At 67.1% G+C, this 25,989-nt stretch carries 19 protein-coding genes; 7 read left to right on the plus strand and 12 right to left on the minus strand.

All coding sequences use genetic code 11. The features are described from left to right. Nucleotides 1–3 precede the first annotated feature (3 nt). The 6 genes from sigJ to ACX3PH_RS10515 form a co-directional block, all read right to left on the minus strand. On the minus strand, nt 4–912 hold the full coding sequence (gene sigJ / locus ACX3PH_RS10490; protein ID WP_459092187.1) for an RNA polymerase sigma factor SigJ: 909 nt from the start codon (nt 910–912) through the stop codon (nt 4–6). Continuing rightward, the gene (locus ACX3PH_RS10495) at nt 909–1,466 is read right to left on the minus strand and encodes a carboxymuconolactone decarboxylase family protein (protein ID WP_459092189.1); all 558 of its coding nucleotides are present in this window, start codon (nt 1,464–1,466) and stop codon (nt 909–911) included. Before ACX3PH_RS10495 ends, sigJ begins: the two co-directional genes overlap by 4 nt. A gap of 198 nt (nt 1,467–1,664) precedes the next feature. Further along, the gene (locus ACX3PH_RS10500; RefSeq protein WP_459092191.1) at nt 1,665–5,045 is read right to left on the minus strand and encodes an error-prone DNA polymerase; all 3,381 of its coding nucleotides are present in this window, start codon (nt 5,043–5,045) and stop codon (nt 1,665–1,667) included. 32 nt (nt 5,046–5,077) lie between these two features. Then, nucleotides 5,078–6,721 carry a DNA polymerase Y family protein gene (locus tag ACX3PH_RS10505; RefSeq protein WP_459092193.1) on the minus strand — a complete coding sequence of 548 codons (1,644 nt, stop codon included), beginning with the start codon at nt 6,719–6,721 and terminating at the stop codon, nt 5,078–5,080. 2 nt (nt 6,722–6,723) lie between these two features. Continuing rightward, entirely contained in the window at nt 6,724–7,437 is a 714-nt protein-coding gene (locus ACX3PH_RS10510) for a hypothetical protein (protein ID WP_459092195.1), read from the minus strand. A gap of 312 nt (nt 7,438–7,749) precedes the next feature. After that, nucleotides 7,750–8,034: a hypothetical protein gene (locus ACX3PH_RS10515; protein ID WP_459092197.1), complete on the minus strand. Its 285-nt coding sequence runs from the start codon at nt 8,032–8,034 to the stop codon at nt 7,750–7,752. A 187-nt stretch (nt 8,035–8,221) separates the two neighbouring features. On the opposite strand from ACX3PH_RS10515, the gene ACX3PH_RS10520 reads away from it, so the two are divergent. Then, nucleotides 8,222–9,049 (plus strand): CPBP family intramembrane glutamic endopeptidase, encoded by an 828-nt coding sequence (locus ACX3PH_RS10520; protein ID WP_459092408.1) that lies wholly within the window; start codon nt 8,222–8,224, stop codon nt 9,047–9,049. Nucleotides 9,050–9,143: 94 nt separating this feature from the next. Here the strand turns inward: ACX3PH_RS10520 and ACX3PH_RS10525 are convergent, their stop codons facing one another. Together ACX3PH_RS10525 and ACX3PH_RS10530 are read right to left on the minus strand one after the other, a co-directional pair. Continuing rightward, nucleotides 9,144–10,100 carry a carbon-nitrogen hydrolase family protein gene (locus tag ACX3PH_RS10525; protein WP_459092199.1) on the minus strand — a complete coding sequence of 319 codons (957 nt, stop codon included), beginning with the start codon at nt 10,098–10,100 and terminating at the stop codon, nt 9,144–9,146. Between the two features lie 214 nt (nt 10,101–10,314). Then, entirely contained in the window at nt 10,315–10,761 is a 447-nt protein-coding gene (locus ACX3PH_RS10530; protein WP_459092201.1) for an SRPBCC family protein, read from the minus strand. Between the two features lie 97 nt (nt 10,762–10,858). Here ACX3PH_RS10530 and ACX3PH_RS10535 point away from each other — a divergent pair, with 97 nt between their 5' ends. From ACX3PH_RS10535 to ACX3PH_RS10555, 5 genes are all read left to right on the plus strand, one after another. After that, entirely contained in the window at nt 10,859–12,481 is a 1,623-nt protein-coding gene (locus tag ACX3PH_RS10535) for an acyl-CoA dehydrogenase family protein (RefSeq protein ID WP_459092203.1), read from the plus strand. Between the two features lie 76 nt (nt 12,482–12,557). Continuing rightward, the gene (gene glgX, locus ACX3PH_RS10540) at nt 12,558–14,720 is read left to right on the plus strand and encodes a glycogen debranching protein GlgX (protein ID WP_459092205.1); all 2,163 of its coding nucleotides are present in this window, start codon (nt 12,558–12,560) and stop codon (nt 14,718–14,720) included. Beyond that, nucleotides 14,717–17,023, plus strand: a complete 2,307-nt coding sequence (gene treY, locus ACX3PH_RS10545) for a malto-oligosyltrehalose synthase (RefSeq protein WP_459092207.1) — start codon at nt 14,717–14,719, stop codon at nt 17,021–17,023. Before glgX ends, treY begins: the two co-directional genes overlap by 4 nt. A 49-nt stretch (nt 17,024–17,072) precedes the next feature. Then, nucleotides 17,073–18,782, plus strand: coding sequence for a malto-oligosyltrehalose trehalohydrolase (gene treZ, locus ACX3PH_RS10550; protein ID WP_459092410.1), 1,710 nt, complete (start codon nt 17,073–17,075; stop codon nt 18,780–18,782). A gap of 119 nt (nt 18,783–18,901) precedes the next feature. Next, nucleotides 18,902–20,356: a glyceraldehyde-3-phosphate dehydrogenase gene (locus ACX3PH_RS10555; protein ID WP_459092209.1), complete on the plus strand. Its 1,455-nt coding sequence runs from the start codon at nt 18,902–18,904 to the stop codon at nt 20,354–20,356. A 42-nt stretch (nt 20,357–20,398) separates the two neighbouring features. On the opposite strand, the gene ACX3PH_RS10560 is transcribed toward ACX3PH_RS10555, so the two are convergent. From ACX3PH_RS10560 to ACX3PH_RS10575, 4 genes are all read right to left on the minus strand, one after another. Then, nucleotides 20,399–21,604, minus strand: coding sequence for a cation:proton antiporter (locus ACX3PH_RS10560; RefSeq protein WP_459092211.1), 1,206 nt, complete (start codon nt 21,602–21,604; stop codon nt 20,399–20,401). A gap of 12 nt (nt 21,605–21,616) precedes the next feature. Next, nucleotides 21,617–22,111 (minus strand): cation:proton antiporter regulatory subunit, encoded by a 495-nt coding sequence (locus ACX3PH_RS10565; RefSeq protein WP_459092213.1) that lies wholly within the window; start codon nt 22,109–22,111, stop codon nt 21,617–21,619. Between the two features lie 34 nt (nt 22,112–22,145). Further along, the gene (locus ACX3PH_RS10570) at nt 22,146–22,514 is read right to left on the minus strand and encodes an RNA-binding S4 domain-containing protein (RefSeq protein WP_459092215.1); all 369 of its coding nucleotides are present in this window, start codon (nt 22,512–22,514) and stop codon (nt 22,146–22,148) included. Between the two features lie 73 nt (nt 22,515–22,587). After that, entirely contained in the window at nt 22,588–24,150 is a 1,563-nt protein-coding gene (locus ACX3PH_RS10575; protein WP_459092217.1) for a sugar transferase, read from the minus strand. Between the two features lie 402 nt (nt 24,151–24,552). Here ACX3PH_RS10575 and ACX3PH_RS10580 point away from each other — a divergent pair, with 402 nt between their 5' ends. After that, on the plus strand, nt 24,553–25,989 hold the full coding sequence (locus ACX3PH_RS10580) for a flavin monoamine oxidase family protein (RefSeq protein ID WP_459092219.1): 1,437 nt from the start codon (nt 24,553–24,555) through the stop codon (nt 25,987–25,989).

Genomic DNA, 25,989 nt, shown 5'->3' on the forward strand with positions numbered 1-25,989 from the left:
GCTTCAGCCGGAAGCGACCCGTCTCAGCTTCTCCGGATTCCTCACCACGTAGATCTCGGTGACGACCCCGCCGTCGAGCACCAGGGAGATCAATGTGTCCACCCCGGCATCGGTGTAGCCGACGATGGCGGCATGCCCGTTGACTTCGGCCAGTTCGTAGCGGGTCGGGGCATCCGGTTTGGTCATCACTCCGAGCGTGAAACGGAGTACGTGCTCGGGCGTGCGCACCGGTTTCAGGGCTGCCTTGCGCAGGCCGCCGCCATCGTTGTACATCACCACGTCCGGGGCGAGCAGCGAGAGCAGGGACTCCAGCGATCCGCCGACGGCAGCCTTCAGGAAGCGTTCGGTGACCTGCCGATGGGTGGAGTGGTCGACCGGATGCCTCGGCGCCCGAGCCTCCACGTGCTCACGAGCGCGATGCGCGAGTTGGCGAACGGATGCCTGGCTGCGGTCGAGCGCGCTCGCCACCTCCGCAAACGGCAGCCCGAAAACATCGTGCAGCACGAAAGTCGCCCGCTCGGCTGGGGACAGGGTTTCCAGCACCACGAGCATCGCGAGCGAGACGGATTCGGCGACCTCCACCGTGGCATCCGCTGCCGGATCGTGGTGGGAACTGAGCGGCTCAGGCAGCCACGGTCCGATGTACGTCTCGCGCAGGCGCGCGTGATGCCTCAGGTGGTTCAGCGCCTGCCGGGTGGTGGCCTTGAGGAGGTAGGCCCGCGGGTGCTCGATGCTGCCGGTATCCACCTCGGCCCAGCGGAGCCAGGTCTCCTGCACGACGTCTTCGGCATCGGAGATGCTGCCCAGCACCCGGTAGGCGGCCGCCACCAACTCGCGGCGATGCTCGGCGAACAGGGCAGCGTTGCTGGCGATGGCTTTGCCGGTGGCGGCCTTGCTGGTGGTGTCGCTCACGCGCGGCTGGTGTCCAGCTCGCACTGGTCCTTGAAGCCCTGGCTGGTGAGGCCCATGGCGGCGTTGGTGCGGGAACGCTGGTTCTCGAGCGCGATGATGGCGGTGAGTTCCACCAGTTCCGCGTCGCTCAACTGCTCGCGCAGCCCGGCGACCATATCGTCGGTGACGGCGGGCGGAGTCTGGGTCATGGCCACAGCGTATTCGATGACCGCCTTTTCCAGCGGCGAGTAGGCGGGGCTGTCCGCGCCGGAGCTGATCGCTCGCAGCTTGGCTTGGTCGACTCCGTGGTTGTGCGCTTCCCAGAACCCGAAGTCGAGGCACCAACTGCAGCCGATCTCGGCTGCGGATGCCATGGTGGCCAGGGCCTTCAGCGTCGGGTCGAGCGTGTTCCACTTCGCGACGCTCGACTCGTGCCGGATCATCGTGGCGAGCACCTTCGGGTTGTGGAACGCGACCAGCCCAGGCTCCAGCACGTCGCCGTAGTTGCGGCGGCTGTACCACTCCATGACGCGCGTCTTCAGTGTGCGGGGGTGGGTGAGCGGGATGCGGGGCATGGTTGTTCCTTTCGACGAACCCAGCGAAGTGCTGGTCTGCAGTATTGGCTGCTACAAGGGGAGACACCGCTCGCTCGGTTTAAGTGACACGAGTGCCTCTTCCATCCCGCCGCGCGGTGTCTCCAGTGGTTCGCGGGCATGATTTCGGGCGCGCGTCACCGAAAAGGGCGCGCGGCGGCGTTATGCAGGAGTGTCGGCTCAGCGGAAGTCGCGGGAGGTGGTTCTGGCGCCGATGCTGAGGGTTTCGAACCGGTCGGCGATCAGGTTGGTCACCCCGTCGGGGGAGCGCTCCAGGATGCCTCGGATCACCATGGCCGGTGCCTCCCGGGCAACCCGACGGTAGCGGTTCCACACACCGACGCTGGCGATCACGTTCAGGATGCCCGTCTCATCCTCCAGGTTCAGGAAAGTCATCCCGCTCGCCGTCTGCGGGCGCTGCCGGTGGGTGACCACCCCGCCCACCTCGATGCGCCGGCCGGTCTCCGCCGACTCCAGCTGCTCGATGCTGAGGGCACCGCGCCCGGCCAGGGAGGAGCGGACGTGACGGATGGGGTGGTCATCCGTCGAGATACCGGTCGCCCACAGGTCGTAGGCCATCTGCTCGGCCGCCGTGAGGATGGGCAGCAGTGGAGGCTGCACCGTGACCCGGGTGCCCTCGAGGAAGTCCGGCTTCTCCAGCGCGGCGGAGCCTGCCTCCCAGAGCGCCTCCCGCCGGTTCACCCCGAGGGAGTCGAACGCCCCGGCGGATGCCAGTGCCTCCAGCTGGTCGGTGTTGAGCCCGACCCTGCGGGAGAGGTCGGCCAGGTCGCGGAACGGGCCGCACTCGTCCCGTTCGCTGACGATGCGCTCGGCCAGGTCCTTTCCGATGCTGGTTACAGCGGCGAGTCCCAGCCGCACGGCGTAGCCGCCATCGCGGCGGTGGTCGCGGGGATCGCTGGCCTTGCGGTCGAACGGGCCGATGGGGGGTTGCTCGAAGTCGAGGCAGGCGGGGGTGCCGGTTGGGTCGCTGCCTCGGCAAGCTCGACCGGTCTCGACAAGCTCGACCCGCTTTACGGGCTCGAGTTGCGCCTCCGCCGTGGAGTGCTGGATGTCGGGGCGACGCACCTCGACACCGTGCCTGCGAGCATCCGCCACCAGCGTGGCCGGCGAGTAGAACCCCATCGGCTGGGCTCGCAGCAGGGCGGCGAGGAACACCGCAGGGTAGTGCAGCTTGATCCACGAACTGGCGTAGACCAGCACCGCGAAACTCAGCGAGTGGGATTCGGCGAACCCGAAGTTGGCGAATGCCTGGATGCGCGAGTAGATGTTGTCGGCCACCTCGCCGGTGATGCCATTGGACGCCATCCCCTCGTAGAGCTTCGCCCTGAGGGTCTCGATCTTCTCGATGCCGCGCTTGGACCCCATCGCCCGCCGCAGCAGGTCGGCGTCCTCGGGGGTGCAACCACCGACCGCCACCGCCATCTGCATGAGCTGCTCCTGGAACAGCGGAACGCCCAGCGTGCGCTCCAGCACCGGTTCGAGCAGCGGATGCGGATAGCTCACCGCCTCCTCGCCGGTGCGCCGGCGGATGTACGGGTGCACCGCCCCGCCCTGGATCGGGCCGGGGCGGATGAGCGCGATCTCGACCACCAGGTCGTAGTAGCGGCGCGGCTTCAGCCGGGGGAGGGTAGCCATCTGGGCCCGGCTCTCCACCTGGAAGACGCCGATCGCATCCGCCCGGCAGAGCATGTCGTAGACCCCTTGCTCCTCCCGGGGGATGCTGCCGATGGTCCATCGCTCGCCCAGGGACTCGTCGATGAGGTCGAAGGCATATTGCAGGGCGGCGAGCATGCCGAGGCCGAGCAGGTCGAACTTGACCAGGCCCATCCAGGCGCAATCGTCCTTGTCCCACTGCAGCACCGTGCGGTTCTCCATGCGTGCATGCTCGATCGGGCATACTTCGCCGACTGGGCGATCGGTGAGTACCATGCCGCCGGAGTGGATGCCCAGATGCCGCGGAAAACGCAGCACCTGCCTGGCCAGGTCGACCACTGGCTGGGGGATGTCGGTGCCCTCCGCTGACACGTCGGTCCACGAGTCGATCTGCTTCGACCAGGCATCCTGCTGCCCCGGACTGAACCCGAGAGCCTTGGCCATGTCCCGAACGGCATTCTTCGGCCGGTAGCTGATCACGTTCGCCACCTGGGCGGCGTTGCGGCGACCGTACTTCTCGTAGACGTACTGGATGACCTCCTCCCGCCGGTCGGAGTCGAAGTCGACGTCGATATCGGGCTCCTCCTCACGCAGGCTGGACAGGAACCGCTCGAACGGCAGGTCATAGAAGATCGAGTCGACCGCGGTGATGTCCAGCGCGTAGCAGACGGCCGAGTTCGCGGCCGAGCCGCGACCCTGGCAGAGGATGCCGCGGCCACGGGCGAACTGCACGATGTCGTGCACGATCAGGAAGTAGCCGGGGAAGTCCTTCGCCTCGATCACCGCGAGCTCTTTCTCGATGCGCTCGTGCACACTGGGCGCCGCGTTCGGGTAGTGCTTGTCCACCCCCCTCCAGACCAGTTCCCGCAGCCACGACATCGAGGTGTGTCCGGCCGGCACCTCCTGCTTCGGCAGTTTCGGTCGCACCGCGCGCAGCTGGAACGACAGGTCATCGGCTACCTCAACCGTGCGCTCCACGGCTCCCGGGTAGCGGGCGAAGCGGGCGGCCATCTCCGCTCCGCTGCGCAGGTGGGCGCCATCGGATGCCGGCAGCCAGCCGTCCAGTTCGTCCAGGCTCCGGTGCGCGCGAACGGCGGCCAGGGCTGCGGCGAGCGGAGCATCCGCCGGGCTGGCGTAGTGGGCGACATTGGTGGCCAGGTAGGGCAGGCCGGCCCGTGCGGCGATGCCGGCCAGCGCGTCGTTGTGCGTGGTGTCCAGCGGGTTGCCCTGGTCGAACAGCTCGACCACCACGTTGTCCCTGCCGAAGCGATCGACCAGTCGGTCGACCTCCCGTGCCGCAGCATCCGCCCCCTCACTGGCCAGGGCCCTTCGCACCGCACCCTTGCGGCATCCGGTCAGCACCAGCCAGTGACCGGATGCCGCAGTCGCCAGCGCATCCAGGTCATAAACCGGTCGCCCCTTCTCGGCGTCGGCGGCCAACTGCGCGGTGGTGATGGCGCCGGCCAGCCGGTGGTACCCATCCTCGCGGCGGGCCAGCACCACCAGGTGGTGCCCTTGCGGGTCTGGCTCCCCGTTCTGCGGCTTGCTGAGCCCGAGCGACAGCTCCGCTCCGAACACCGTTTTCAGGGTGGATACTTCTGTCGCTTCGGCCATCCGTACGATGCCGTAGAGGCCGTCGTGGTCGGTGAGTCCGATGCCGTGCAGGCCCAGCCTGGTGGCTTCGGCCACCAGTTGCTCCGGCGAGGATGCGCCGTCGAGGAAGCTGTAGTGGGAGTGCACGTGCAGCTCGGCGTAGGGGACCACCGGCCCGGTGGGGCGTTCAGGGAGTGCCGGCGCCTCCCGCTGCTTCCACACCTCGGGCAGGGGAGAACCGGAGAGGGCGCGCTCGAGCTGCGCCCAGCTGACCGGCGGGTTGTTCCAGCCCATCTCAGGTCCCTTTCAGTAGTTGGTTCCGACGGTTAGTCGTACCGGGCTTCCGCCCACCAGCGGTCGTTCTCCCGCAGCACCAGCCAGGCCTCGCCCCGTTCGTCCACCAGCTGGAACCGGGTGGCCCGCCTGCTGCGGGCGGCATCCCACCAGCGCTGCTGCAGCGGCCACGGCCCGGCCCAATGGGTGACGGCCCGCCGGTCCCCGCCGGCCTGGCCCGATACCGACTGGCCCAATACCGACTGGCCCGATACCGACTGGCCCGATACCGACTGGCCCAATATCGACTGGCACAGCCACGCCGGGGGAGCGCTGACCGTTCCCCGCGCATCGACTTCGACCACGGTGCCCGCGGCATCCAGCACCTGAACGGGCTGCAGCTGCTCGAACACGGTGGCCGGGGGTGGGTCGGGCAGGCTGCCCGGCCAGGGACGTGTTGCCGTCGCTACCGCTGAGGCCGGCGGAGCGTCGCCCCAGGGCACCAGCACGCGACGCTCGGCGAGCATCCGCCCGCCCCCGGCCACCGCGGTGAGCACAGCATCATGGCCGAGCATGCTCTGGATGCGCGACAGGCCGTGATGGATGCGTTCGTCCGGAGCGTGCCCCCACAGCCCGGCCTCGTGGTTGCCGATCGCGTCGACTCGTACGGGGGAGACCCGCACCCGGGTCACCGGGGAGGCGAGTTCGCCGCCCGCGCCCTGCAATTGCCAGCGCACCCGGTCGAGGACCTCGGCCGCGGTGAAGTGTCGCGGATGCGCCCACTCCCGCTCCGAGGATGCGCCGGACTCGGTGTCGACCACCACCCGGATGGCCGTGCAGACCAGCTTCGCCGTGGTGATGCCGGCCACGAAAGAGTCGGCTGCCGAGCGGAACGCGAACGCGACCGTCTCGATCCGGTCGAGCGGCGGCTCGAACAGGGCCACCTGGTCGAAGTCCTTCTCCGGGACACGTGCTGTCACCGGACGAGGGTCCCGGCCGGCGGCCTGCGCGTGGGCGCGGGCGCCGCCCTCGCCGAAGCGGGCACGGACATCCGTCTCGTTCAGGGCCGCAAAATCGCCCAGCGTGCCTGCCCCCAGCCGCTTCAGGAGAGGGACCAGCTTCGGCTCACCCCTGGAACTGGTCGACAGGGCGTCGATGGGCAACGGGGCAAGGAACTGCGGTGACGCCCCGGTCGGCACGATCAGGGTGCGCTGGTGCGGCGCGGTGCGGTAGGCGGCCTGCTCGGCGGCGAAGATGCCGTCGGCTATGCCGATTCGGGCGTCGTTGATGGCGGTGAACCGGCCGAGTGCGCCCAGCAGTTCGCTGGCGGCGCGATCCTCCCCGCGGTAGTAGCGGGCGGCGCCCCGAGCACGCACGGTGGCAAGGCCCGAACGCAGCACCTGCACGCCCGGCACGCGCTCCTCGATGACGGCGACGATCGGGTCGAAGGCGCGGGCATCTGCAACCGGGTCGTAGGGGATGGTCGCCAGTTCGGGACAACGGGCCTGCGCCTCACGCAGCCGCAACCCACGCCGAACCCCGTTGCGGCGGGCTTCGATGGAGCAGGCCACCACCTCGCCACGGTCGATCAAGGCAACTGGGGTGCCATCGGGAAGCAAGCCCGCTGTCACCGCCGCCACGATCGGCCAATCGGGACACCACACCACCACCACCCGAAGCGGGTTCATGCTCGACATGGTTATCCTGCGATTCCGGGGTTCGCGACATCCGTGACAGCACTGAGTTCCGTGACAGCACTGAGTTCAGGGAATTCGGATGCCCCACTCTCCTCGAGGGGGAACGTCAACTGCCTGCGCCGAGCCTGGTGCATCCCATTCCGGCCGCTGACCTCCACCTCGAGCCGCCGCGTCGACAGGTAGCCGTGGCCGACACCGAGTCCTCGCCAGGAGTCGCCCACCACGGTCAGGGTGGCATCCGCCCCCGGCCAGTCGCCCAGCACGACGAGGGTCGACCCCCGTTGCCTCAGCCGCGCACCGAGCCGGGAGGTTTCGGCCGGGGCGATACGGGCGGGGGAGCGCGCAACGACCACGCTCAGAACATCCGTCATCGCCGCCGCTACGGTGAGCCACTGGCTGCCCGGGGTGGGCACCAGCACCAGCCGCGCCAGGTCGATGCCGAGCCGGGAGGCGGCCTCGGTGCCGAAGTCGGGCATACCGAGCACTCCGCACCAGGCGCCTTGCGCCGATGGGCCGGCGAGCAGGGCCATGGCCAGCGTGGTCGAGCCGGTCACCGAATATGCGGTCCCTTGGCGCAGGCCACCGGGCAACAGCGCCTGTAACGCCGGCAGCGTCGGTAGCGAGCGTTCATCCAGGCGGGTGGCCTGCATATTCTGGATGCGCGCCTGCAGGTCTTCCCTCAGGGAAGACGGAGCGGTGGAGGCAAGCGCGGGCATCCCTTATTTTCGAACATACGTTCGAGTTAATCAACCCGGTACGGCGTGTCCTGGCGTGCTCATCTGCAGGCCCATCCTCGCGCCAGCCCGGTCTACGCACCCACCGCCGCATTGCTCAACCCGCATTGCTCAACCCGCAGCGAAAAGGCAAAAAGTCACCGAAAACATCCTTCTATGGGTGACTTTTCGCAATCTCGCGGTTAAGAGGCCATCGAGTTGCGATTAGTTGCCCCAGACGGCGCTTTGTGCGGCGACTTCTCTCAACTCGCCGCAAGCAACTCGCCCCAAACAGCTCGGCGCAAGCAATCCGGATCAGGCGGCGTGGGTCGGCACCCGGGAAAGCTGGGCGCGAGACAACTGCGCCAGCGCGGCGTTCATCGTCGCAGCCGTGAAGAACTTCAGCGGATCGCCGAACTCCATCACCTCGAACCGATCATCCACCTTCTCGATGAAGCCGATCAGGGACTTCGCATCGCCCGGGGGAAACCGAGTGTCGACCACGGTCCACTCCCTGCTCGACACTGCAGTCACCTGGAGGCTCTGGGCGGTCACCGGGAGGCTCTGGCCGGTTCGGGGAGTGAGCGTGTGAACGGTCATGCCGTTCCTTTCTAGGATGATGCCGGGTGGCAGAAGGTCGGAACCCCCAGCCGCGATCCACGTTGATCGGGAGATAAGACTAAGCACAGTCGAGCAATGCAACAAACCACTTGACAGCAGGTTACGCAAGGCTGAAAATCCGGTGAATGTCGTGAAGCAGCCTCGCGACTGACATGCTTTAACGGTGATGCCCACTGCGACCGACCCCACCAGCGCCCCGACGCCTCGCGCCGCCCTCAGCTGGAAGCTGCTGCCCGCTGCGCTGCTGTCGGCATCCGCCGTACCCCTGTTCGTCTTCGAGAGCGACCTCGGTTACCCGGTGCTGGCTGCAGCCCTCGTCACGGCGGCGTTCATCGACCGCGAGTTGCTGCGACACCTGGCGCTCATCGCCGCGGGAATGGTCATCATCAGCCTGGTTCCGCTGAATGCCGACCTCAGCATCCAGCACATGGCGCTCATGGGCGGCGCGCTGGCCCTGGCGGTGCTGGTTCCGTGGCTGGTGGGCCGGTTCGTCTACCGCGAGAACATCATCCGCTTCCCGATCGCCACCGGACGCAAGTGGTCGCTGACCGCGAAGCTCTACCTGCTGGGCGTGGTGGTGCTCGGCTACTTCATCCTGCCGGTCTACCTGATCAGCACGGGCGTCTACCAGAACTGGCCGGATGCTTCGGATCCGACCATCTTCTGGCGCCTCTTCCTGGGGGTGAACACGGTTGGCATCTGGGACGAACTGTTCTTCATCTGTACGGCCTTCACCCTGCTGCGCAGGCATTTTCCGGACTGGCAGGCGAACATCCTGCAGGCGGTGATCTTCTGCTCGTTCCTGTGGGAGATCGGTTACGAGGTGTGGGGCCCGCTGCTCACTTTCCCGTTCGCGATGCTGCAGGGCTACACCTTCAAGCTGACCAAGTCGCTCACCTACGTCGTCTCGGTGCACCTGCTGTTCGACCTGGTGCTGTTCCTGGCGCTGGTGCACGCGCACAACCGCGACTTCCTGCCGATCTTCATCTACTAGCGCCGGCTCGAGCTCCCAGCACTGATCCCGAGTCGGGTTATTCTGCGGGTTCGCGCGGAGGGTCACTCGCAGAACGACCCGACTCGCGAGGTGGTCAGGAGCTGACGGGGCTGTCGGCCGCCGGGGCTGCGGCGACGCGGCGAACGGATGCCCGGGGCTCGGTATTCACGGACAGCTGGAAGACGTCGGGCCGGGAGTAGTGGCCGGTCACATCGAGGTCGTACTTGCCGCGCACCTGGTCGGCCAGGTCGATGTCGGCGACCAGCAGCGTGCTCTTCCCGTAGACCGGCCCGGCCAGGACCTCGCCGAGCGGGGAGACGATGACGCTGCCCCCGCGAATCAGCTCGGTCTCCGGGTCGTTCCCCTGCACGGCGTCGTAGTCGTCGGGGCAGTCTGCGCGGGTGAGGTACTGGCAGGCGCTCAGCACGAACATCCGCCCCTCGTAGGCAATGTGGCGCATGCTCGACTGCCAGATTTCACGGTCGTCCACGGTGGGGGCGCACCACAACTGGATGCCCTGCTCGTAGGTGGCCAGCCGCAGCTGCGGCATGTAGTTCTCCCAGCAGATGGTGGCGGCGTACCGGCCGGCGGGCGAGTCGAAAACCTCGAGCGTCGAGCCGTCGCCCTGGCCCCAGATGAGTCGCTCGCTGGCGGTCGGCATGAGCTTGCGGTGCTTTCCCACCAGCGACCCGTCGGCACCGAGGTAGACGGCGGTGCAGTACAGCGTTCCGCCGTCGCGCTCGATGACTCCGACGACGATGGTCATGCCCGCCGCAGCAGCCAGTTCGCCGATCTCCTCGGTCTCCGGGCCGGGCACTGTCACGGCCGAGTCGAAGTAGCGTCGGTAGTCGTCCCGCCCTTCGGGTGTGCGCGAGCCGACGACAGCGCCGAAGTCGAGTCCTTTCGGATAACCGCCGATGAACGCTTCGGGGAAGACCAGGAACTCGACCTGCTGTGCCGTCGCATCCGCCACCAGGTCCCGCAGGCGCTGCATGGTTGCCGGGGTGTCGAATACGCGGGAACCGACCTGGGCTACGGCCACTCTCGTCATAGGGGAGTCCTCTCAGTGCTTATTCGTTAGCGTACTAACTATCCGTGAGGAGCAGGTTCTGCCACAGTTGTCCCGGGCGTCGGCGTGGCACAGGGCTTCATGACCCTGGTTCACCATCGGCGTCGTCTCGGTGCTGCTGTGTGCTCAGTGCTGCTGTGTGCTCGGTGCCGTGTGGAACGACTTGCAGCGTGTTTACGCGGAGCTGGGGATGTAGCTAGCCAGCCAGCAGCGCATCCAGCTTCGCGAACGCGGACTCCCAGTTCGTGCGTGCTTCGGCTCCGGACTCCTTGCTGAACGGGCCCTGCCGCAGCACCACCTGAGTCTGCTCCCCGCCATCCTGGAACTCGACCCGCCACGACAACACGTATTCTTCGCGATCCGGCGTGGCAGCGACCAGCTCTTCGCCGACCAGCAGCTCGTTCGCCACCACCGACGTGTATGTCAGGTTGACTACGGAGGTCGACCCGTCCTCGGCCACCAGCGTAAGTCGCTGGTGTCCTCCGACGCTCGCGTCGACGTCGATACTGTCCGCCTGAACGCGGTAACCGCCGGGAGCGATCCATTCGGCCAGCTGGGCGCGGTCGGTGAAGGCGCGGAATACCCGCTCCGCCGGCGCGTCGAACGCCCGTTCGATGAGCAATTCCATGGTCGATTCGGTCACGTCCCCCGCCTTCCGTTGGTGCTTTGTACGCTACCGTGAACCGTCACAGCCGACCACTGATCATGCCCGGCGACATCGTCCGGGCACGGAGGCACGCATGAACACGCATGACGTCGTCAACCAGCCGCCGCTGCGGGTGGACATCAACGAATTCACCAGCAATGAACCGTTGACGGATGCCGTGCAGCACTACGACGCCGGGTGGGCGGCCCCGGAGCTGGAGCTGGTCGGTGCCCTGGTCGGTTCGGCCGATTTCCAGCATGACGCGGAGCTGGCGAACACGAACCCTCCGGCGCTGAAGGCGTTCGACCGCTACGGCAACCGGGTCGACGAGGTCGAGTACCACCCGTCCTATCACCGCATCATCGCCGCAGCCACCCGGAATGGCGCCCACACGGCAGCCTGGGCCGATCCGCGCCCGGGTGCGAATGTGGCCAGGGCGGCGAGCTTCATGCTCTTCGCGCAGGTCGAGCCCGGGCACGCCTGCCCCATCTCGATGACCCATGCTGCCGTGCCGGCTCTCGCAGGCACACCCGGGCTGCTGGAGCAGTGGCTTCCTCGGCTGTTGAGCCGCGACTACGACGGCACCCTCACCGCCGGCAAGTCGTCGGCGCTGATCGGCATGGCGATGACCGAGAAGCAGGGCGGGTCGGATGTCCGGGCCAACACCACGACGGCCGTCGCCATCGGGAATGGCCGCTATGAGCTGACCGGCCACAAGTGGTTCTGCAGCGCCCCCATGTCCGACGGCTTCCTGGTGCTCGCCCAGGCGCCTGGGGGCCTCAGCTGTTTCCTGGTGCCCAGAGTCCTTGACGACGGCAGCAGGAACGTCTTCCGCCTCCAGCGGCTCAAGGACAAGCTCGGCAATCGTTCCAACGCTTCGGCAGAGGTGGAGTTCGAGCGCACCGTCGGGTTCCTTCTCGGCGAGGAGGGGCGCGGGGTCCGCACGATTATCGACATGGTGGCCCGCACCCGGCTGGACTGCGTTCTGGGCACAGCCGCCGGGATGCGCCAGGGCGTGGCGGAGGCGCTCTGGCACGTTCGCCATCGCCGCGCTTTCGGCAACCTGCTGGTGGACCAGCCCGCGATGACCGCCGTGGTGGCGGACCTCGCGCTCGAGGCTGAGGCGGCGACGGCGACGGCGATGCGCCTGGCGAGGGCGCACGACGATGATGCCGACGACCAGGAGCGGGCGTTTCGCCGGCTGGCGACCGCCGTGTCGAAGTACTACGTGTGCAAGCGCGGTTCGGGGCACGCGGTGGAGGCGCTGGAGTGCCTCGGCGGCAACGGTTACATCGAGACTTTCCCGCTCGCCCGGCGGTACCGGGAGCAACCGGTCATGGCCATCTGGGAGGGCTCAGGCAACGTCATCGCCCTCGACGTGCTCCGAGCCATCACCCGCGAGCCGGAGAGCGTCGACGCTCTCGACGCGGAGGTGTCGCTGACCAGCGGCGCGCACCCGCTGCTCGACCAGCATGTGGCGGCCACTCGCGGCCTGCTCACCTCCTTGCGTGGGGCGGATGCTTCGGACGCCGCTGCGCAGGCACGTCGACTTGTCGAATCGCTCGCCGTTGCCCTCCAGGCTTCCCTCCTGGTTCGAACCGCGCCGCACGCGGTTTCCGACGCCTTCATCGCCGCGCGGCTGGGGGAGAACCGCGGCTCCCTCTACGGCACGATCCCTGCCGGGCTGGACCTGACCGCCATTCTCGCCCGGCACTGACCAGTGCTTCCAGGCCAGCCGGGAAACTGCCCAGAAGGGGAGGCGCCTGGCGCCCGAACTGCATACCGTGAAAGCCATGGATTCCTGGCCCGGCTCTGCCCACCCGCTCGGTGCGACGTACGACGGAAGCGGCACCAACTTCGCCATCTTCAGTGAAGCAGCCGAGCGGGTAGAGCTCTGCCTGTTCGACGGGGCGAGCAAGGAGACCCGTGTCGACATCACCGAGGTCGACGCTTTCACCTGGCACTGCTATCTGCCGCAGGTTCAGCCCGGTCAGCGTTACGGCTACCGGATGCACGGTCCCTGGGATCCCGCGAATGGCCTGCGTTTCAACCCCAACAAGCTGCTACTCGACCCGTATACGAAGGCGACCAGTGGCGACATCCGCTGGGGCCAGCCGCTCTTCTCATACAATTTCGGCGACCCAGACTCCCGCAACGATGAGGATTCCGCGCCGCACACCATGCTCAGCGTTGTCACCAACCCCTATTTCGACTGGGGCGGCGACCGGGCGCCGAAGACGCCGTACAGCGAAACGCTCATCTACGAAGCCCACGTCAAGGGCCTCACCAGGTTGCACCCCGCCATTCCCGAGGAGCAGCGGGGAAGCTATGCCGCGGTCGCCCATCCAGCGGTCATCGACCACCTGCGGAAGCTGGGTGTCACCGCTATCGAGCTAATGCCGGTTCACCAATTCATCAATGATGCGACCCTGCAGGAGAAGGGCCTGAGCAACTATTGGGGTTACAACACCATCGGCTTCTTCGCCCCGCATGCCGCCTATTCCAGGAACGCGGATGCCGGTGGCCAGGTTCCTGAGTTCAAGGCCATGGTGCGCGACCTGCACGCTGCCGGAATCGAGGTGATTCTCGATGTCGTCTACAACCACACCGCGGAGGGAAACAATCTCGGGCCGACGCTGAGCTTCCGCGGCATCGACAACCGCACCTACTACCGGCTGGAGGAGAACCAGCGGCACTACACCGACTACACCGGCACGGGGAACAGCCTCAACGTTCGCCAGCCGCACTCGCTGCAACTGATCATGGATTCCCTCCGCTATTGGGTGACCGAGATGCACGTTGACGGGTTCCGCTTCGACCTTGCTGCGACGCTCGCCCGCGAGTTCTACGACGTCGACCGCCTGTCGTCTTTCTTCGAGCTGGTGCAGCAGGACCCCGTGGTCTCCCAGGTGAAGCTCATCGCCGAGCCCTGGGACATCGGCCCCGGCGGGTATCAGGTCGGCAACTTCCCTCCGCAGTGGACGGAGTGGAACGGGCAGTACCGCGACACCGTGCGCGATTTCTGGCGCGGAGAGCCGGCGACGCTGGGGGAGTTCGCCGCCCGGCTGACCGGGTCGGCCGACCTGTACGAGCATTCCGGCCGACGGCCGGTGGCCTCCATCAACTTCGTCACCGCCCACGATGGGTTCACCCTGGCCGACCTGGTGTCATACAACGAGAAGCACAATGAGGCGAACGGTGAGGGCGGCAGGGACGGCGAGTCGCACAACCGCTCGTGGAACAGCGGGGTGGAGGGGCCGACCGATGACCCGGAGGCGCTTGCGCTGAGGGCACGCCAGCAGCGCAACTTCCTGGCGACACTGCTGCTGTCCCAGGGGGTACCGATGGTTTCTCACGGCGACGAACTGGGCCGCACCCAGCAGGGCAACAACAACGGTTACGCCCAGGACTCCGAACTGACCTGGGTGCACTGGGACGATGCCGACCTGCCGCTGGTGGAGTTCACGGCGGCCGTGTCGCGGCTCCGGCGCGAGCATCCGCTGTTCAGGCGCAGCCGGTTCTTCGACGGGCGCCAGGTCAAGCGCGGTGAGGGCGAACCGCTGCCCGACCTGGTCTGGTTGACGGAGGCGGGCGAGGCGATGCAGCCCGACGACTGGGAGGAGCGCCTGACGCGCACCGTCGGCGTGTTCTTCAACGGTGAGGGCATCAGGGAGCGGGATGCGCGTGGCCAGCGGATCATCGACGTCAACTTCCTGCTCTATTTCAACGCCGATCCGGATGCCATCGACTGCCGCCTGCCGGCCGCCGAGTTCTCGGAGCGCTGGGAGGTGGTGGTCGACACGGCCGGCCCGGACGCCGACCAGGGCCCGCGAAACGCTGACGCGATGATCACCATCGCCGGCCGATCGGTGGTCGTGTTGCGGGCGTTCCAGGCTCAGGCGAATGACGACCATTCGGTGGCGGCCTCGCTCGCGGCACAGTCGGGAGCGCAGTGATGCTGCCCCGTTCCACCTACCGCCTGCAGATTCGCGCATCGTTCGACCTGGACGCCGCGGCTGCCGTGGTCGACTACCTGACGCTCCTGGGCGCCGACTGGCTGTACCTCTCGCCGCTGCTCACCGCCGAGGAGGGCTCGGATCACGGCTACGACGTGGTGGATTCTTCGGCGATCGACCCCGCCAGGGGAGGCCTGGCTGGCCTCGACCGGTTCTCGGCCGCTGCCACGGTGGCCGGGCGGGGCGTGCTGGTCGACGTGGTGCCCAACCACGTGGGCGTGGCGAGCCCGCGTGCGAACGCCTGGTGGTGGGACGTTCTCACCCACGGGCAGGCATCCCGTTACGCCGAGGCGTTCGATGTGGACTGGGAGGCCGGAGCTGGGCGCATCCGATTGCCGGTTCTTGGCGACGACGGCGTCGACGCCCTCCAGGTGGTTGGGGGTGAACTGCGCTACCACGAGCACCGGTTCCCGCTGGCTCCCGGCACCGCCGGAGACGGCCCAGCCCAGGTGCATGCCGCTCAGCACTACGAACTGGTGCATTGGCGCCGCGCGGACTCCGAACTCAACTATCGCCGCTTCTTCGCGGTCAACACGCTGGCCGCGGTTCGCGTCGAAGTTCCCTGGGTGTTCGAGGAGTCGCACCGGGAGATCCTGCGCTGGGTGAAGTCCGGCCAGGTGCACGGCCTCCGCATCGACCACCCGGATGGACTCGCCGACCCCGGCGGGTACCTCAGCACGCTGCACCACGAGACCGCCGGCGCCTACGTGGTGGTCGAGAAGATCCTCGAGGGCCGGGAGCAATTACCGCCGCACTGGCCGGTGGCCGGCACCACCGGGTATGACGCGCTCGCCGACATCGACCGCGTACTGGTGGACCCGGATGGGCAGCGGCCCCTCGACTCCCTGGAGAAGGAACTCCACGGCAGAGTGGCCCCGTGGTCGGAGCTGGTGCACGACGGCAAGCGGGCGATCGCCGACGGCATCCTTCGGTCCGAAGTGCTCCGGGTCGCACGGCTCGTGCCGGGCATCGCTGATGAGCCCGCCGACAGTCTGCACAGAAGGACGGATGCCATCGCCGAGCTGCTCGCCTGCTTCCCGGTGTATCGCAGCTACCTGCCGTTCGGCATCGAACACCTGCATTACGCCCTGCAGCAAGCGGGGCAGTGGCGACCGGAATTGGGCGCTGAGCTGGATTCCGTCGCCGCAGTGCTCGCCGACCCATCGCATCCTGCTGCCGTGCGATTCCAGCAGACCTCCGGAATGGTCATGGCGAAGGGTGTGGAAGACACCGCCTTCTACCGTTTCAGCAGGCTCACCTCCCTGAACGAGGTCGGCGCCGACCCCGGCGAGTTCTCGATCCCGGTCAGCGAGTTCCACGACCGGCAGCAACAGCGGCAGGCGACGCTGCCGGCCTCGATGACCACGCTGTCGACGCACGACACCAAGCGCAGCGAAGATGTGCGCGCCCGACTGAACACACTGTCGGAACTGCCGATGCAGTGGGCGTCAACGCTGTTCGCCCTCCGGCTGCGGTCGTCTCTGGACGACCCGCCGCTGGCGAACCTGCTCTGGCAGGCGGTGATCGGCGCCTGGCCGCTCAGTCGGGAGCGCCTCCACGCCTATGCCGAGAAGGCGGCGCGCGAGGCAGGCAACTCCACGTCCTGGAGCGACCCGGATGCGGGTTTCGAGCGGGCCATGCACGCCATGGTCGACTTGGCGTTCGACGATCCGGAGGTGAACCGGCTGGTCACCGACTTCGTCGACCTCGTCAGGGAGCCGGGCTGGTCCAATTCCCTCTCGGCGAAGCTGCTGCAGCTGACCATGCCTGGCGTTCCGGACGTCTACCAGGGCAGCGAGTTGTGGGACTTCTCCCTGGTCGACCCCGACAATCGCCGGCCGGTGGACTTCGCGCAGCGCAGGCGCCTCCTGGCACAGTTGGACTCCGGATGGCGTCCAGCGGTTGACGACAGTGGCGCGGCCAAACTGCTGGTCACCTCGCGGGCGCTGCGGCTGCGTCGCGACCGGCCGGAATGGTTCTCCCGCTACTTACCCGTTCCGGTCACCGGCGAGGCGGCCGCCCACGTGATCGCGGTGGACCGCGGCGAAGCCATTGTGATCGCGACCCGGCTGCCGGTCGGGCTGGCGGCCGCCGGCGGATGGCGTGACACGGCGCTGACCATTCCGGCACGCCGCTGGGTGGATGAGCTGACGGGAACCGTCGTGGAGGGTCCGCGACTTCCGCTCGAAGAGTTGTTGCATCCGTATCCGGTTGCCTTGTTGCGGGCGGCGGATCGTGCCTGAGCCTGGCACGACGCCCGGACTCTTCGAAGTGTGGGCGCCGAACGCGTCCATGGTCGAGCTGGTGTTCGGAGCAACGAACACGGTTCCCCTGGAGCGAGGCAACGGAGGCTGGTGGTGCACCGAAGTGGGGGAGTCGGTAACGGATTACGGCTTTCGCGTGGACGGTGACGGCCCGTTCCCCGACCCACGGTCGCGGTGGCAGCCGAACGGCGTGCACGAACTGTCCCGGAGATTCGACCGGGCCTCCTACGCGTGGAAGAACCCGCACTGGACCGGCCGCCCGTTGGCGGGTTCGGTGATCTACGAATTGCACATCGGCACCTTCACACCGGAGGGCACCCTCGACGCAGCTGTCGGCAAGCTCGACCACCTCGTCGAGCTGGGTGTCGACTTCGTGGAGCTGCTGCCGGTGAATGCGTTCAGCGGGGTGCGCAACTGGGGCTACGACGGCGTGCTCTGGTATGCGGTGCATGAGGCGTACGGCGGTCCGGCTGCCTACCAGCGCTTCGTGGACGCTTGTCACGGACACGGTCTCGCGGTCATCCAGGATGTCGTCTACAACCACCTCGGGCCGAGCGGCAACTACCTTCCCCGCTTCGGGCCTTACCTGAGCGTCGGCCGGGCGAACACCTGGGGAACCTCGGTCAACTTCGACGGCCCAGGCTCCGATGAGGTTCGGCGCTTCGTGATCGACAACGCGCTGATGTGGCTCCGCGACTACCGGGTCGACGGTCTGAGGCTGGATGCAGTGCACGCCCTCGTCGACAGCCGGGCGACCCACATCCTGGAGGAACTGGCCACCGAGGTCGCGGCGCTCAGCGCATCCGTCGGCCGCCCCCTCAGCCTGATCGCCGAGTCCGACCTGAACGACCCGAAGCTCATTACCCCGCTGCCGGCTGGAGGCTACGGCCTGGACGCCCAGTGGAGCGATGACTTCCACCACGCGGTGCACGTTGCCCTCACCGGTGAGACCGACGGCTATTACGCGGATTTCGCGCCGCTATCCGCGCTGAAGAAGGTTCTGGAGCGCGGATTCTTCCACGACGGGACCTTCTCGAGCTTTCGGGGACGCCATCACGGTCGGCCGATCGACGTCGAGCGGATGCCGGCCTGGCGCCTGGTCGTCGCATCCCAGAACCACGACCAGGTCGGTAACCGGGCTGTGGGCGACCGGCTCTCCGCGACGCTCGACGACGGCCAGTTGGCGATCGCGGCAGCGCTCACCATGCTCGGCCCGTTCACGCCGATGCTCTTCATGGGGGAGGAGTGGGGTGCGACGACGCCGTGGCAGTTCTTCACCTCCCACCCAGAACCTGAGCTCGGTGACGCGACAGCGCAGGGTCGCATCGCCGAGTTCGCCAGGATGGGCTGGGACCCGGCTGTCGTTCCCGACCCGCAGGATCCGGCCACCTTCGAGCGCTCGGTTCTGCGCTGGGAGGAGCTGGCCGAGCCGGCGCACGCATCCCTGCTCGGGTTCTATCGTGGGCTGGCGGACATCCGTCGCGAATATCCCGACGTGACCGACCCGCGCCTCATTAACACGAGCGCGGAAATCGATGAGGAGCAGCGGTGGCTGATCCTCCGCCGCGGAACTCTGAGACTCCTGGTGAACCTGGGGGACTCAGACGTGCGGATGCCTGCACCACCCGGTCAGGTCATCCTCGCCTTCCCGGCAGGATCTGCGACCGCGGAGGACACCCTTGTCCGGCTCTCCGCCCACTCGGTGGCTGTCAGTGAGGCTCCCGGCACGCTCGGCTAAGATGGGACTGGAACCAGCTGCCTCCTGCCGCGGTTTCCGCCACCCAGCCGCTCGGCCTCCGCCGGAACACCATTCCGACGTGCCTGCCGCTGCCTGAATTCACTCTCGAAGGGATGTCGATGGGCCACGAGTCCGACAGCAAGCTGGACCGCTGGATCAACCGTGAGGCTGTGGCCGAGGCGATGATCCCGTTGATCGGTAGCCTCTATCGCGACCACCAGGTGGTGACCTCCATCCATGGGCGGCGCCTCATCAACAAGTCGGCCATCGGCGTGCTCAAGGCCCACCGCCTCAGCAGGCAGGGCGCAGATCACGAGTTGGCTGTCGAAGAGACCCTGCCCGTGCTGCAGGCGCTCTCGACCCTGAACCTTGGGCCCGCCTCGATCGACGTTGCGAGCCTGCTTGAGCTCCACAAGCACAGCGACAAGGACCTCACGGAGTTCCTGCGTGAAGAACTGGCACCGGTCGTCGATGCGAAGAACGGCGGGCCTGCTCGCAGCGTCGACGTCGTCCTCTACGGTTTCGGTCGCATCGGGCGACTGCTCGCGCGCATCCTGATCGCCCACGCAGCAAACGGGGACGGACTCCGTTTGCGCGCCATCGTCGTGCGCAAGGGGTCGGCCAACGACCTGGTCAAGCGTGCGAGCCTGCTGCGGCGGGACTCCGTGCACGGCCCGTTCGAGGGAACGATCTCCGTCGATGAGGAGAACAACACCATCCTCGCCAACGGCACGCTGATCCAGGTCATCTACTCGAACAGTCCGGCCGAGGTCGACTACACCGAGTACGGCATCGACAACGCGATCGTGGTCGACAACACCGGCCGGTGGCGAGACGCCGAAGGGCTTTCGCAGCACCTGGGCAGGCCGGGCGTCTCGCGCGTCCTGCTGACGGCGCCAGGCAAGGGCGACCTCAAGAACATCGTCCACGGCATCAACCACGAGACGATCACGGATGATGACCGCATCCTGTCGGCGGCATCCTGCACCACGAACGCGATCACCCCGGTGTTGAAGGCGATCAATGACGCCTATGGCATCCAGCACGGCCATGTGGAGACGGTTCACTCGTTCACCAACGACCAGAACCTGATCGACAACTTCCACTCCGGCGACCGACGCGGCCGGTCGGCTGCGCTGAACATGGTCATCACCGAAACCGGTGCGGCGAAGGCAGTCGCCAAGGCGCTGCCCGAGCTTGCGGGCAAGCTCACCGGCAACGCCATCCGTGTGCCGACGCCCAACGTGTCGATGGCCATCCTGAACCTGAGCCTCGCCAACGGCACGACGAAGGATGAGGTCAACGCCTACCTGCGCGAACTCTCACTGAACTCGGTGCTCCGGCAGCAGATCGACTATGTCGACTCCGCCGAGATCGTCTCGAGCGACTTCGTCGGAACCTCCCGCGCGGGGATCGTCGACGGGCTGGCGACCATCAGCACGGACAAGAACCTGATCCTCTACGTCTGGTACGACAACGAGTTCGGCTACAGCCGCCAGGTGATTCGCGTTCTGGAGACCATGGCAGGCAACCACCCGCACGTCTTCCCGACGCGTACTCCGGTCACCGCCTGAGGGGGTCGGCCGTCAGGCGGCTGTGCCTCAGACAACTGGGCGTCAGGCGGCTGTGGGTTCGGCTGATCGCGCGGCAACCCGTTGGGTGTGTGCACGCACCAGCGCCTTGAACCGCCTGGTGTCCGGTATCCGGGTCAGGAACGGGCCGGCGATCACGGTCATGAGCACGTATGCGGTGGCGACGGCGGCCAGTTCGGGTTCCACGCCGGCGGCGACGGCCAACCCGGCGATGACGATGGAGAACTCGCCACGCGGGGTGAGGGTGAACCCGGTGCGCCAGCGCCCGGGCACGGCAATCCCGGCCCGCTTCGCGGCCAGATAACCGGTGAGCACCTTCGTGCCCATGGTCACGACCGCCAGGGTGAATGCAGGAAGCAGCACCGGCACCATGTCGCCGGGGTTCGTCGACAGCCCGAAGAACACGAAGAAGACGGCAGCGAAGAGGTCACGCAGCGGCGTGAGGGTACGAGCCGCCACGTGGGCGATCGGGCCGGAGATCGCGATGCCGACCAGGAACGCGCCCACCGCCGTCGACACGTGAACTGTCGCCGCCAGCCCGGCGACGAGCATCGTGAGGCCGAGCACCCCGAGCAGCAATGATTCGGCATGGTCGGCCGAGAAGATCCGGGAGATTTTCGGCCCGTGCTGCAGGGCGAGATACAGGATGACCAGCACGGCTCCCACGGCGACTGCCAGGCTCACGGCGCCCTCCATCAGGGCGGCCCCGATGACGAGGGTCGACAACACCGGCAGGTAGAAGGCCATCGCGAGGTCTTCCAGCACCACGATGGCGAGGATGGTCGGGGTCTCCCGGTTCCCCAGGCGGCCCAGGTCGCGCAACATCTTGGCAATGACGCCGGAGGATGAAACCCAGGTGACTCCGGCCATCGCTACTGCGGCCACTGGACCCCAACCGAGAATGAGCGCGAACAGGGCGCCCGGAAGCGCATTGAGTGCGGCGTCCCAGGCGCCGGCCGTTTTCGACTTCTTGAGGTTGTCGACCAGTTCCTGTGCCGAATACTCGAGCCCAAGCATCGCCAGCAGCAGGATCACGCCGATTTCGGAGCCGATGACGAAGAACTCGTCGCTTGCCCGCAACGGAAAGATGCCACCGGTTCCGAACGCCAGTCCGGCGACCAGGTACAGGGGAATCGGCGAGATGCCGAACCGGGCGGCCAGTCGGCCGAGCAGGCTGAGACCCAGGAGCAGGCCACCCACTTCAATCAGAAGCAGGGTGGTGTCATGCATGGTTTCGCCAGTTTATTGGGTGTCGCTCGCGAGCAACTGCCCCAGTGCGGCCAGGCCCTCGCGGGTTCCGACAGCGACGATGGTGTCGCCCGGGTTGAGCACTTCGGCCGGGGTGGGCGACGGGATGACCTCGGTGCCCCGCACGATGGCCACGATTGACACACCGGTCTTGGTGCGTGTCCTGGTGTCGCCGAGCGGCCGGTTGATGAACGGGGAAGCCGCAGGCAACTGCAATTGCTCCGTATAGACGCCCTCAGTCTCGTCGGTCAATCCAGACAACCGGCTCAGGATGACAGAGCCGCCGAGCAGGTCGGCCAGCGCAGTCGCCTCGTCATCGGTCATCACGATGGAGTCGCGGCAGGAGTCCGGATCTTCGATGTCGTACAGCGCCAGGTTCCGTTCTCCGTCGCGTTGCGACACCACGCTGATGCGCCGCCCGGCGCCGGTCAGGACGTCGTGGCGAACCCCGATTCCGGGCAGTTCGGTCTTCTCTATGCGTACACCCACCCGGTAAAGGTACACGCTTAAGGACGCTTCTTGTTCAGCGGCCCCTCAGCCGTTCCAGGTCCCGTCGCTCCCGTTTGGTGGGCCGTCCGGCTCCGCGATCCCGAACCGGTGCCATGGCAGCCTCGGTGCGTGGCGGCGGTGGGGGTGTGAGGTCCGTGTAGGCGAGTGCAGCATCCGGTGCCCCCACCCGCTTGGTGATGAGCTTCTTGACAACCAGGATGCGATCGAAGCCTCCGCTGCGCACCCTCACCTCATCGCCCACGCGCACCGGTTGCGCGGCTTTCGCGCGCTCACCGTTCACCCGCACATGGCCGGCACGGCACCCCGCGGTCGCCTGGGAGCGCGTCTTGTACAGGCGGACCGCCCAGGTCCAGCTGTCAACGCGAGCACTGCCGGCATCCATGCAATGACTCTAAGCCAGGACTTTCGGCGAGTCCGGTCAGGTGTGAATCGGCGGAGAGTTTCGGCTCGCCCTGTCAATAAGCGCCGGAGTGTTCCTTGAGCACCTTGAGCGTGCGCCACAGGATCATCAGGTCGCCGGTGAGCGACCAATTCTCCACGTAGTAGAGGTCGAGCCGCACGCTCTCATCCCAGTCCAGGTTCGAGCGTCCATTCACCTGCCACATGCCGGTAAGGCCTGGCTTGATGTACAGCCGCCGATTCACGTGGCTCTCGTACTTGGCCACCTCGCGGGCCAGCGGAGGCCGCGGGCCCACCAGGCTCATCTGCCCGATCAATACGTTCCACAATTGGGGCAGTTCATCGAGAGAGTATTTGCGCATCACCCTGCCGAACCGGGTCACTCGCGGGTCGTTCTTCATCTTGAACAACACGCCGGCTCCCTCGTTCTGATCGAGGAGTCCCGCCAATTGGTCTTCTGCGCCGACAACCATTGAGCGGAATTTCAGCATGCCGAACGCCTGGCCGCCGCGGCCCACCCGTTCCTGGCGGAACAGGGTCGGACCTGGACTGTCGATACGGATCAGCACGGCAACGGTGACGAGCAGGGGAAGGAGCAGCACCAGGGCACACGCGGATGCCGTCATGTCGAACATCCGCTTGAGGATGTGTTTGCCGCCCGCGTATTGCGGCAACTCGACGTGCATGAGGGGGAGTCCCTCGACCGGCCGGAAATGGATGCGCGGACCGGCGACGTTGGTCAGGCGGTTGGCGAGCACCAGGTCTGCCGCCGTTCCCTCCAAAGCCCAGCTCAGGTCGCGGATGAACTGCGTGCGCTCCTTGGGTTGACCCGCCACGATCACCGTGTCGACACCGAGCGCGCCGGCTGCCGGGGCAACGTGGTCAATGTCACACACGACGGGAACATCCCGATAGCCGACCTGGATCGGATTGCGGTCGTCCCGCTCCAGCACGGCGCCGACAATCAGGTAGGCCGCACCGGTGTTCTGGTCGATCTGCCCGATGACGTACTCAACGTCCCGGCGGTCGCCGACGACAATGGCGTGCGAAAGGTAGTGGCCGAAGGTGCGCTGCCGGGTAAGCCATTTCCGCCACAGCCAGCGAGACAGCACCAGGCCAATGACTCCGAGCGGCAATGCCACCACGAAGTGCCCGCGCGGGATGCCTGCCCCGAGCACCGCGAATGCGACCGCAAAAAGCCCGAAGACCAGGGTTGTCGCATGCACAACCCCCTTGTACTCGGCAACACCGACCCCGACCACCCTGGGGTCCCTGGTGTGGTAGCCGCCGAGGAGTGCCGCCCAGACGGCGATCATCAGGGCTGCATCCAGCCAGAACATTCCCGACCTCAACGACTGGCTGACGCTCGCATCCGCTCCCAGTTGGGCCGCCGGTGCCGCCAGAACGGCGGCGACGATGATGGCGAGATCTGTGGTGATCAGGTATGAGCGGTAGCGCCTGGCCCAGGACGAGCCGGGGAAGGACTGAACCGGAGGCCGCCTGCGCTCTTGCCCGGTGGTGTCGATCAGCCTCAATTCGGGGCGAGAGGGGCTGGCGTCGTTTCGGACGCCGTCTGCGGCTGGTTCGTGATCGGGGTCGGCCGGCTGGTTGATACTCATGCCGCGCTCACATGGTGGCGGGCGGGCAGGGGGCGGGTCAGTCGGGTCGGGTTCGTCTTCGCTGTCTGGTACATGCTAGGGCCTGAGGTTGTGGGTCTGCAGTACGAGGCGACAGCGGGCGTGCCCGCAACCTCGCGGGGCGACTGCGGCGATCGTCGACGACTAGGGAGTCGGCGATCGCCGCAATCCCGACAACTGAGGATCTGAGGCGGGTAATTCCGTCGGGTTCGGCTGTCGGTTTATCGGGGCGGGTGGTGCTGGTGCGGCGTAACGTTTCCGCCGTGGCGAGAAATATACCCCCGTTTGGGGGATATGGCTATAGCTCAAATTGAAGCGGCGCCGCGGTGTACCGGATGCGCTCCACTGGTGGTTCTCATGGCCCCCGGCTACAGTGACCGAGGGATGAGGATCAAGCGGCGAACATTTCTGATCGGCTCGGTTTCGGGCCTTTCGCTTCTTGCCGTATCGGCGTGCACCCCCGATGCGCCCGAGCCGACGCCCACGGTTCCGAACGTCCCAGCGCTGGTTCCCAGGCCGATCGCAGTGGAACGGACGAACTGGACTGCCGACCCGTTCAGTTACGGTGCCTTCAGCTACGCCGCGGTCGGCTCAGGACCGCAAGACCGCGTCGCGATGCGTCAGCCGGTCGACGGGCGGATCTTCTTTGCCGGCGAGGCGACGTCGGACGCCAACCCCGGCACGGTCTACGGCGCGAGGGTGTCCGGCCTGCGCGCTGCAGTCGAGGTAGGACAGGTGGCGTCACCGGGGGAGAGGGTGACCGTGATCGGGGCCGGCATCGCCGGTGCCACTGCGGCGAGGCGCCTGAAAGACGATGGTTTCGATGTCGTCGTCGTCGAAGGCAAGGAACGCGCGGGAGGGCGCATCCACTCTCTCTCCGGCGATGAGTGGCCGTTCCCCGTCGAATTGGGTGCCGCACTGGTGCAGGGGCCGGGATCCACGATCGAATCCGAGCTGGAGCGACTGGGCATCGACACCGTCGCGGCTCCGGCCGATCCAGAACAACGCACCGCCACCGGTAGCGTTCTCGAACCGGCACCGGTTGGAGAGACCGCCCTGGCCGAGGCCATCGACTGGGCGGCCTCGCAGCCGTCCGACACCTCTTTGGCGGATGCCCTCCGCGAGTCTGGCGCGACCGACCTGGACTCGCAGGGCGGCGAGAGCGGTGTCTCCGAAGCGGAGCGGCTGGAACACTACCTGCAGACGGAGATCGCGATCCGGCGCGCGGCAGACCCCGACGACCTCTCGGCCTGGTTCGCCGAGCCTCCGGTCGAAGACGGCGAGGAAGGAGACGGACTGCTGGTGGTCGGGGGGTTCCAGCGGCTCGTCGTCGACGCTCTCGAAGACCTCGACATCCTGCCGTCCAGCACGGTGGTTGCCGTACAGAACACCGACCGCGGCGTCAGCCTCCGACTGGCTCGCGGAGAGTCGCTGTCGGCTGACCGCGTGATCGTCACCGTTCCGCTGGGGGTGTTGAAGGCCGGAACCATCCAATTCGACCCGCCGTTGCCGTTCTCGCACCGTGGAGCGATCGACTCCCTCGGTATGGGGCGGCAGGACAAGCTGGTGCTCAGGTTCGAGGAGCCGTTCTGGTCGACATCGGCCACCCGGTGGGACATTGTCGGGACCGACACCGACTTCCCGCTCTGGCTGAACCTCGAGCCCCTGACCGGGGAGCCGGTGCTGGTTGCGTTGTTCGGCGGTGAGAGCGCCGACCGACTGTCCGCTGCGACCGATGCGGAGCTGCTGGAGGCCGCCCTGGCCAGCCTTGAGCCGTTCATGGACCCGGAGCTGGTAACGGATGAAGACACCGACAGCTGA

The sequence above is a fragment of the Homoserinimonas sp. A520 genome (assembly GCF_054489245.1).

Bases quoted from the DNA above. Each gene is read 5' to 3' on its own strand.
- ACX3PH_RS10495 (WP_459092189.1), bottom strand. From the start codon at position 1,466: ATGCCCCGCATCCCGCTCACCCACCCCCGCACACTGAAGACGCGCGTC.
- ACX3PH_RS10500 (WP_459092191.1), bottom strand. From the start codon at position 5,045: ATGGGCTGGAACAACCCGCCGGTCAGCTGGGCGCAGCTCGAGCGCGCC.
- ACX3PH_RS10505 (WP_459092193.1), bottom strand. From the start codon at position 6,721: ATGTCGAGCATGAACCCGCTTCGGGTGGTGGTGGTGTGGTGTCCCGAT.
- ACX3PH_RS10510 (WP_459092195.1), bottom strand. From the start codon at position 7,437: ATGCCCGCGCTTGCCTCCACCGCTCCGTCTTCCCTGAGGGAAGACCTG.
- ACX3PH_RS10515 (WP_459092197.1), bottom strand. From the start codon at position 8,034: ATGACCGTTCACACGCTCACTCCCCGAACCGGCCAGAGCCTCCCGGTG.
- ACX3PH_RS10520 (WP_459092408.1), top strand. From the start codon at position 8,222: ATGCCCACTGCGACCGACCCCACCAGCGCCCCGACGCCTCGCGCCGCC.
- ACX3PH_RS10525 (WP_459092199.1), bottom strand. From the start codon at position 10,100: ATGACGAGAGTGGCCGTAGCCCAGGTCGGTTCCCGCGTATTCGACACC.
- ACX3PH_RS10535 (WP_459092203.1), top strand. From the start codon at position 10,859: ATGAACACGCATGACGTCGTCAACCAGCCGCCGCTGCGGGTGGACATC.
- glgX (WP_459092205.1), top strand. From the start codon at position 12,558: ATGGATTCCTGGCCCGGCTCTGCCCACCCGCTCGGTGCGACGTACGAC.
- treZ (WP_459092410.1), top strand. From the start codon at position 17,073: ATGGTCGAGCTGGTGTTCGGAGCAACGAACACGGTTCCCCTGGAGCGA.
- ACX3PH_RS10555 (WP_459092209.1), top strand. From the start codon at position 18,902: ATGGGCCACGAGTCCGACAGCAAGCTGGACCGCTGGATCAACCGTGAG.
- ACX3PH_RS10560 (WP_459092211.1), bottom strand. From the start codon at position 21,604: ATGCATGACACCACCCTGCTTCTGATTGAAGTGGGTGGCCTGCTCCTG.
- ACX3PH_RS10570 (WP_459092215.1), bottom strand. From the start codon at position 22,514: ATGGATGCCGGCAGTGCTCGCGTTGACAGCTGGACCTGGGCGGTCCGC.
- ACX3PH_RS10575 (WP_459092217.1), bottom strand. From the start codon at position 24,150: ATGAGTATCAACCAGCCGGCCGACCCCGATCACGAACCAGCCGCAGAC.
- ACX3PH_RS10580 (WP_459092219.1), top strand. From the start codon at position 24,553: ATGAGGATCAAGCGGCGAACATTTCTGATCGGCTCGGTTTCGGGCCTT.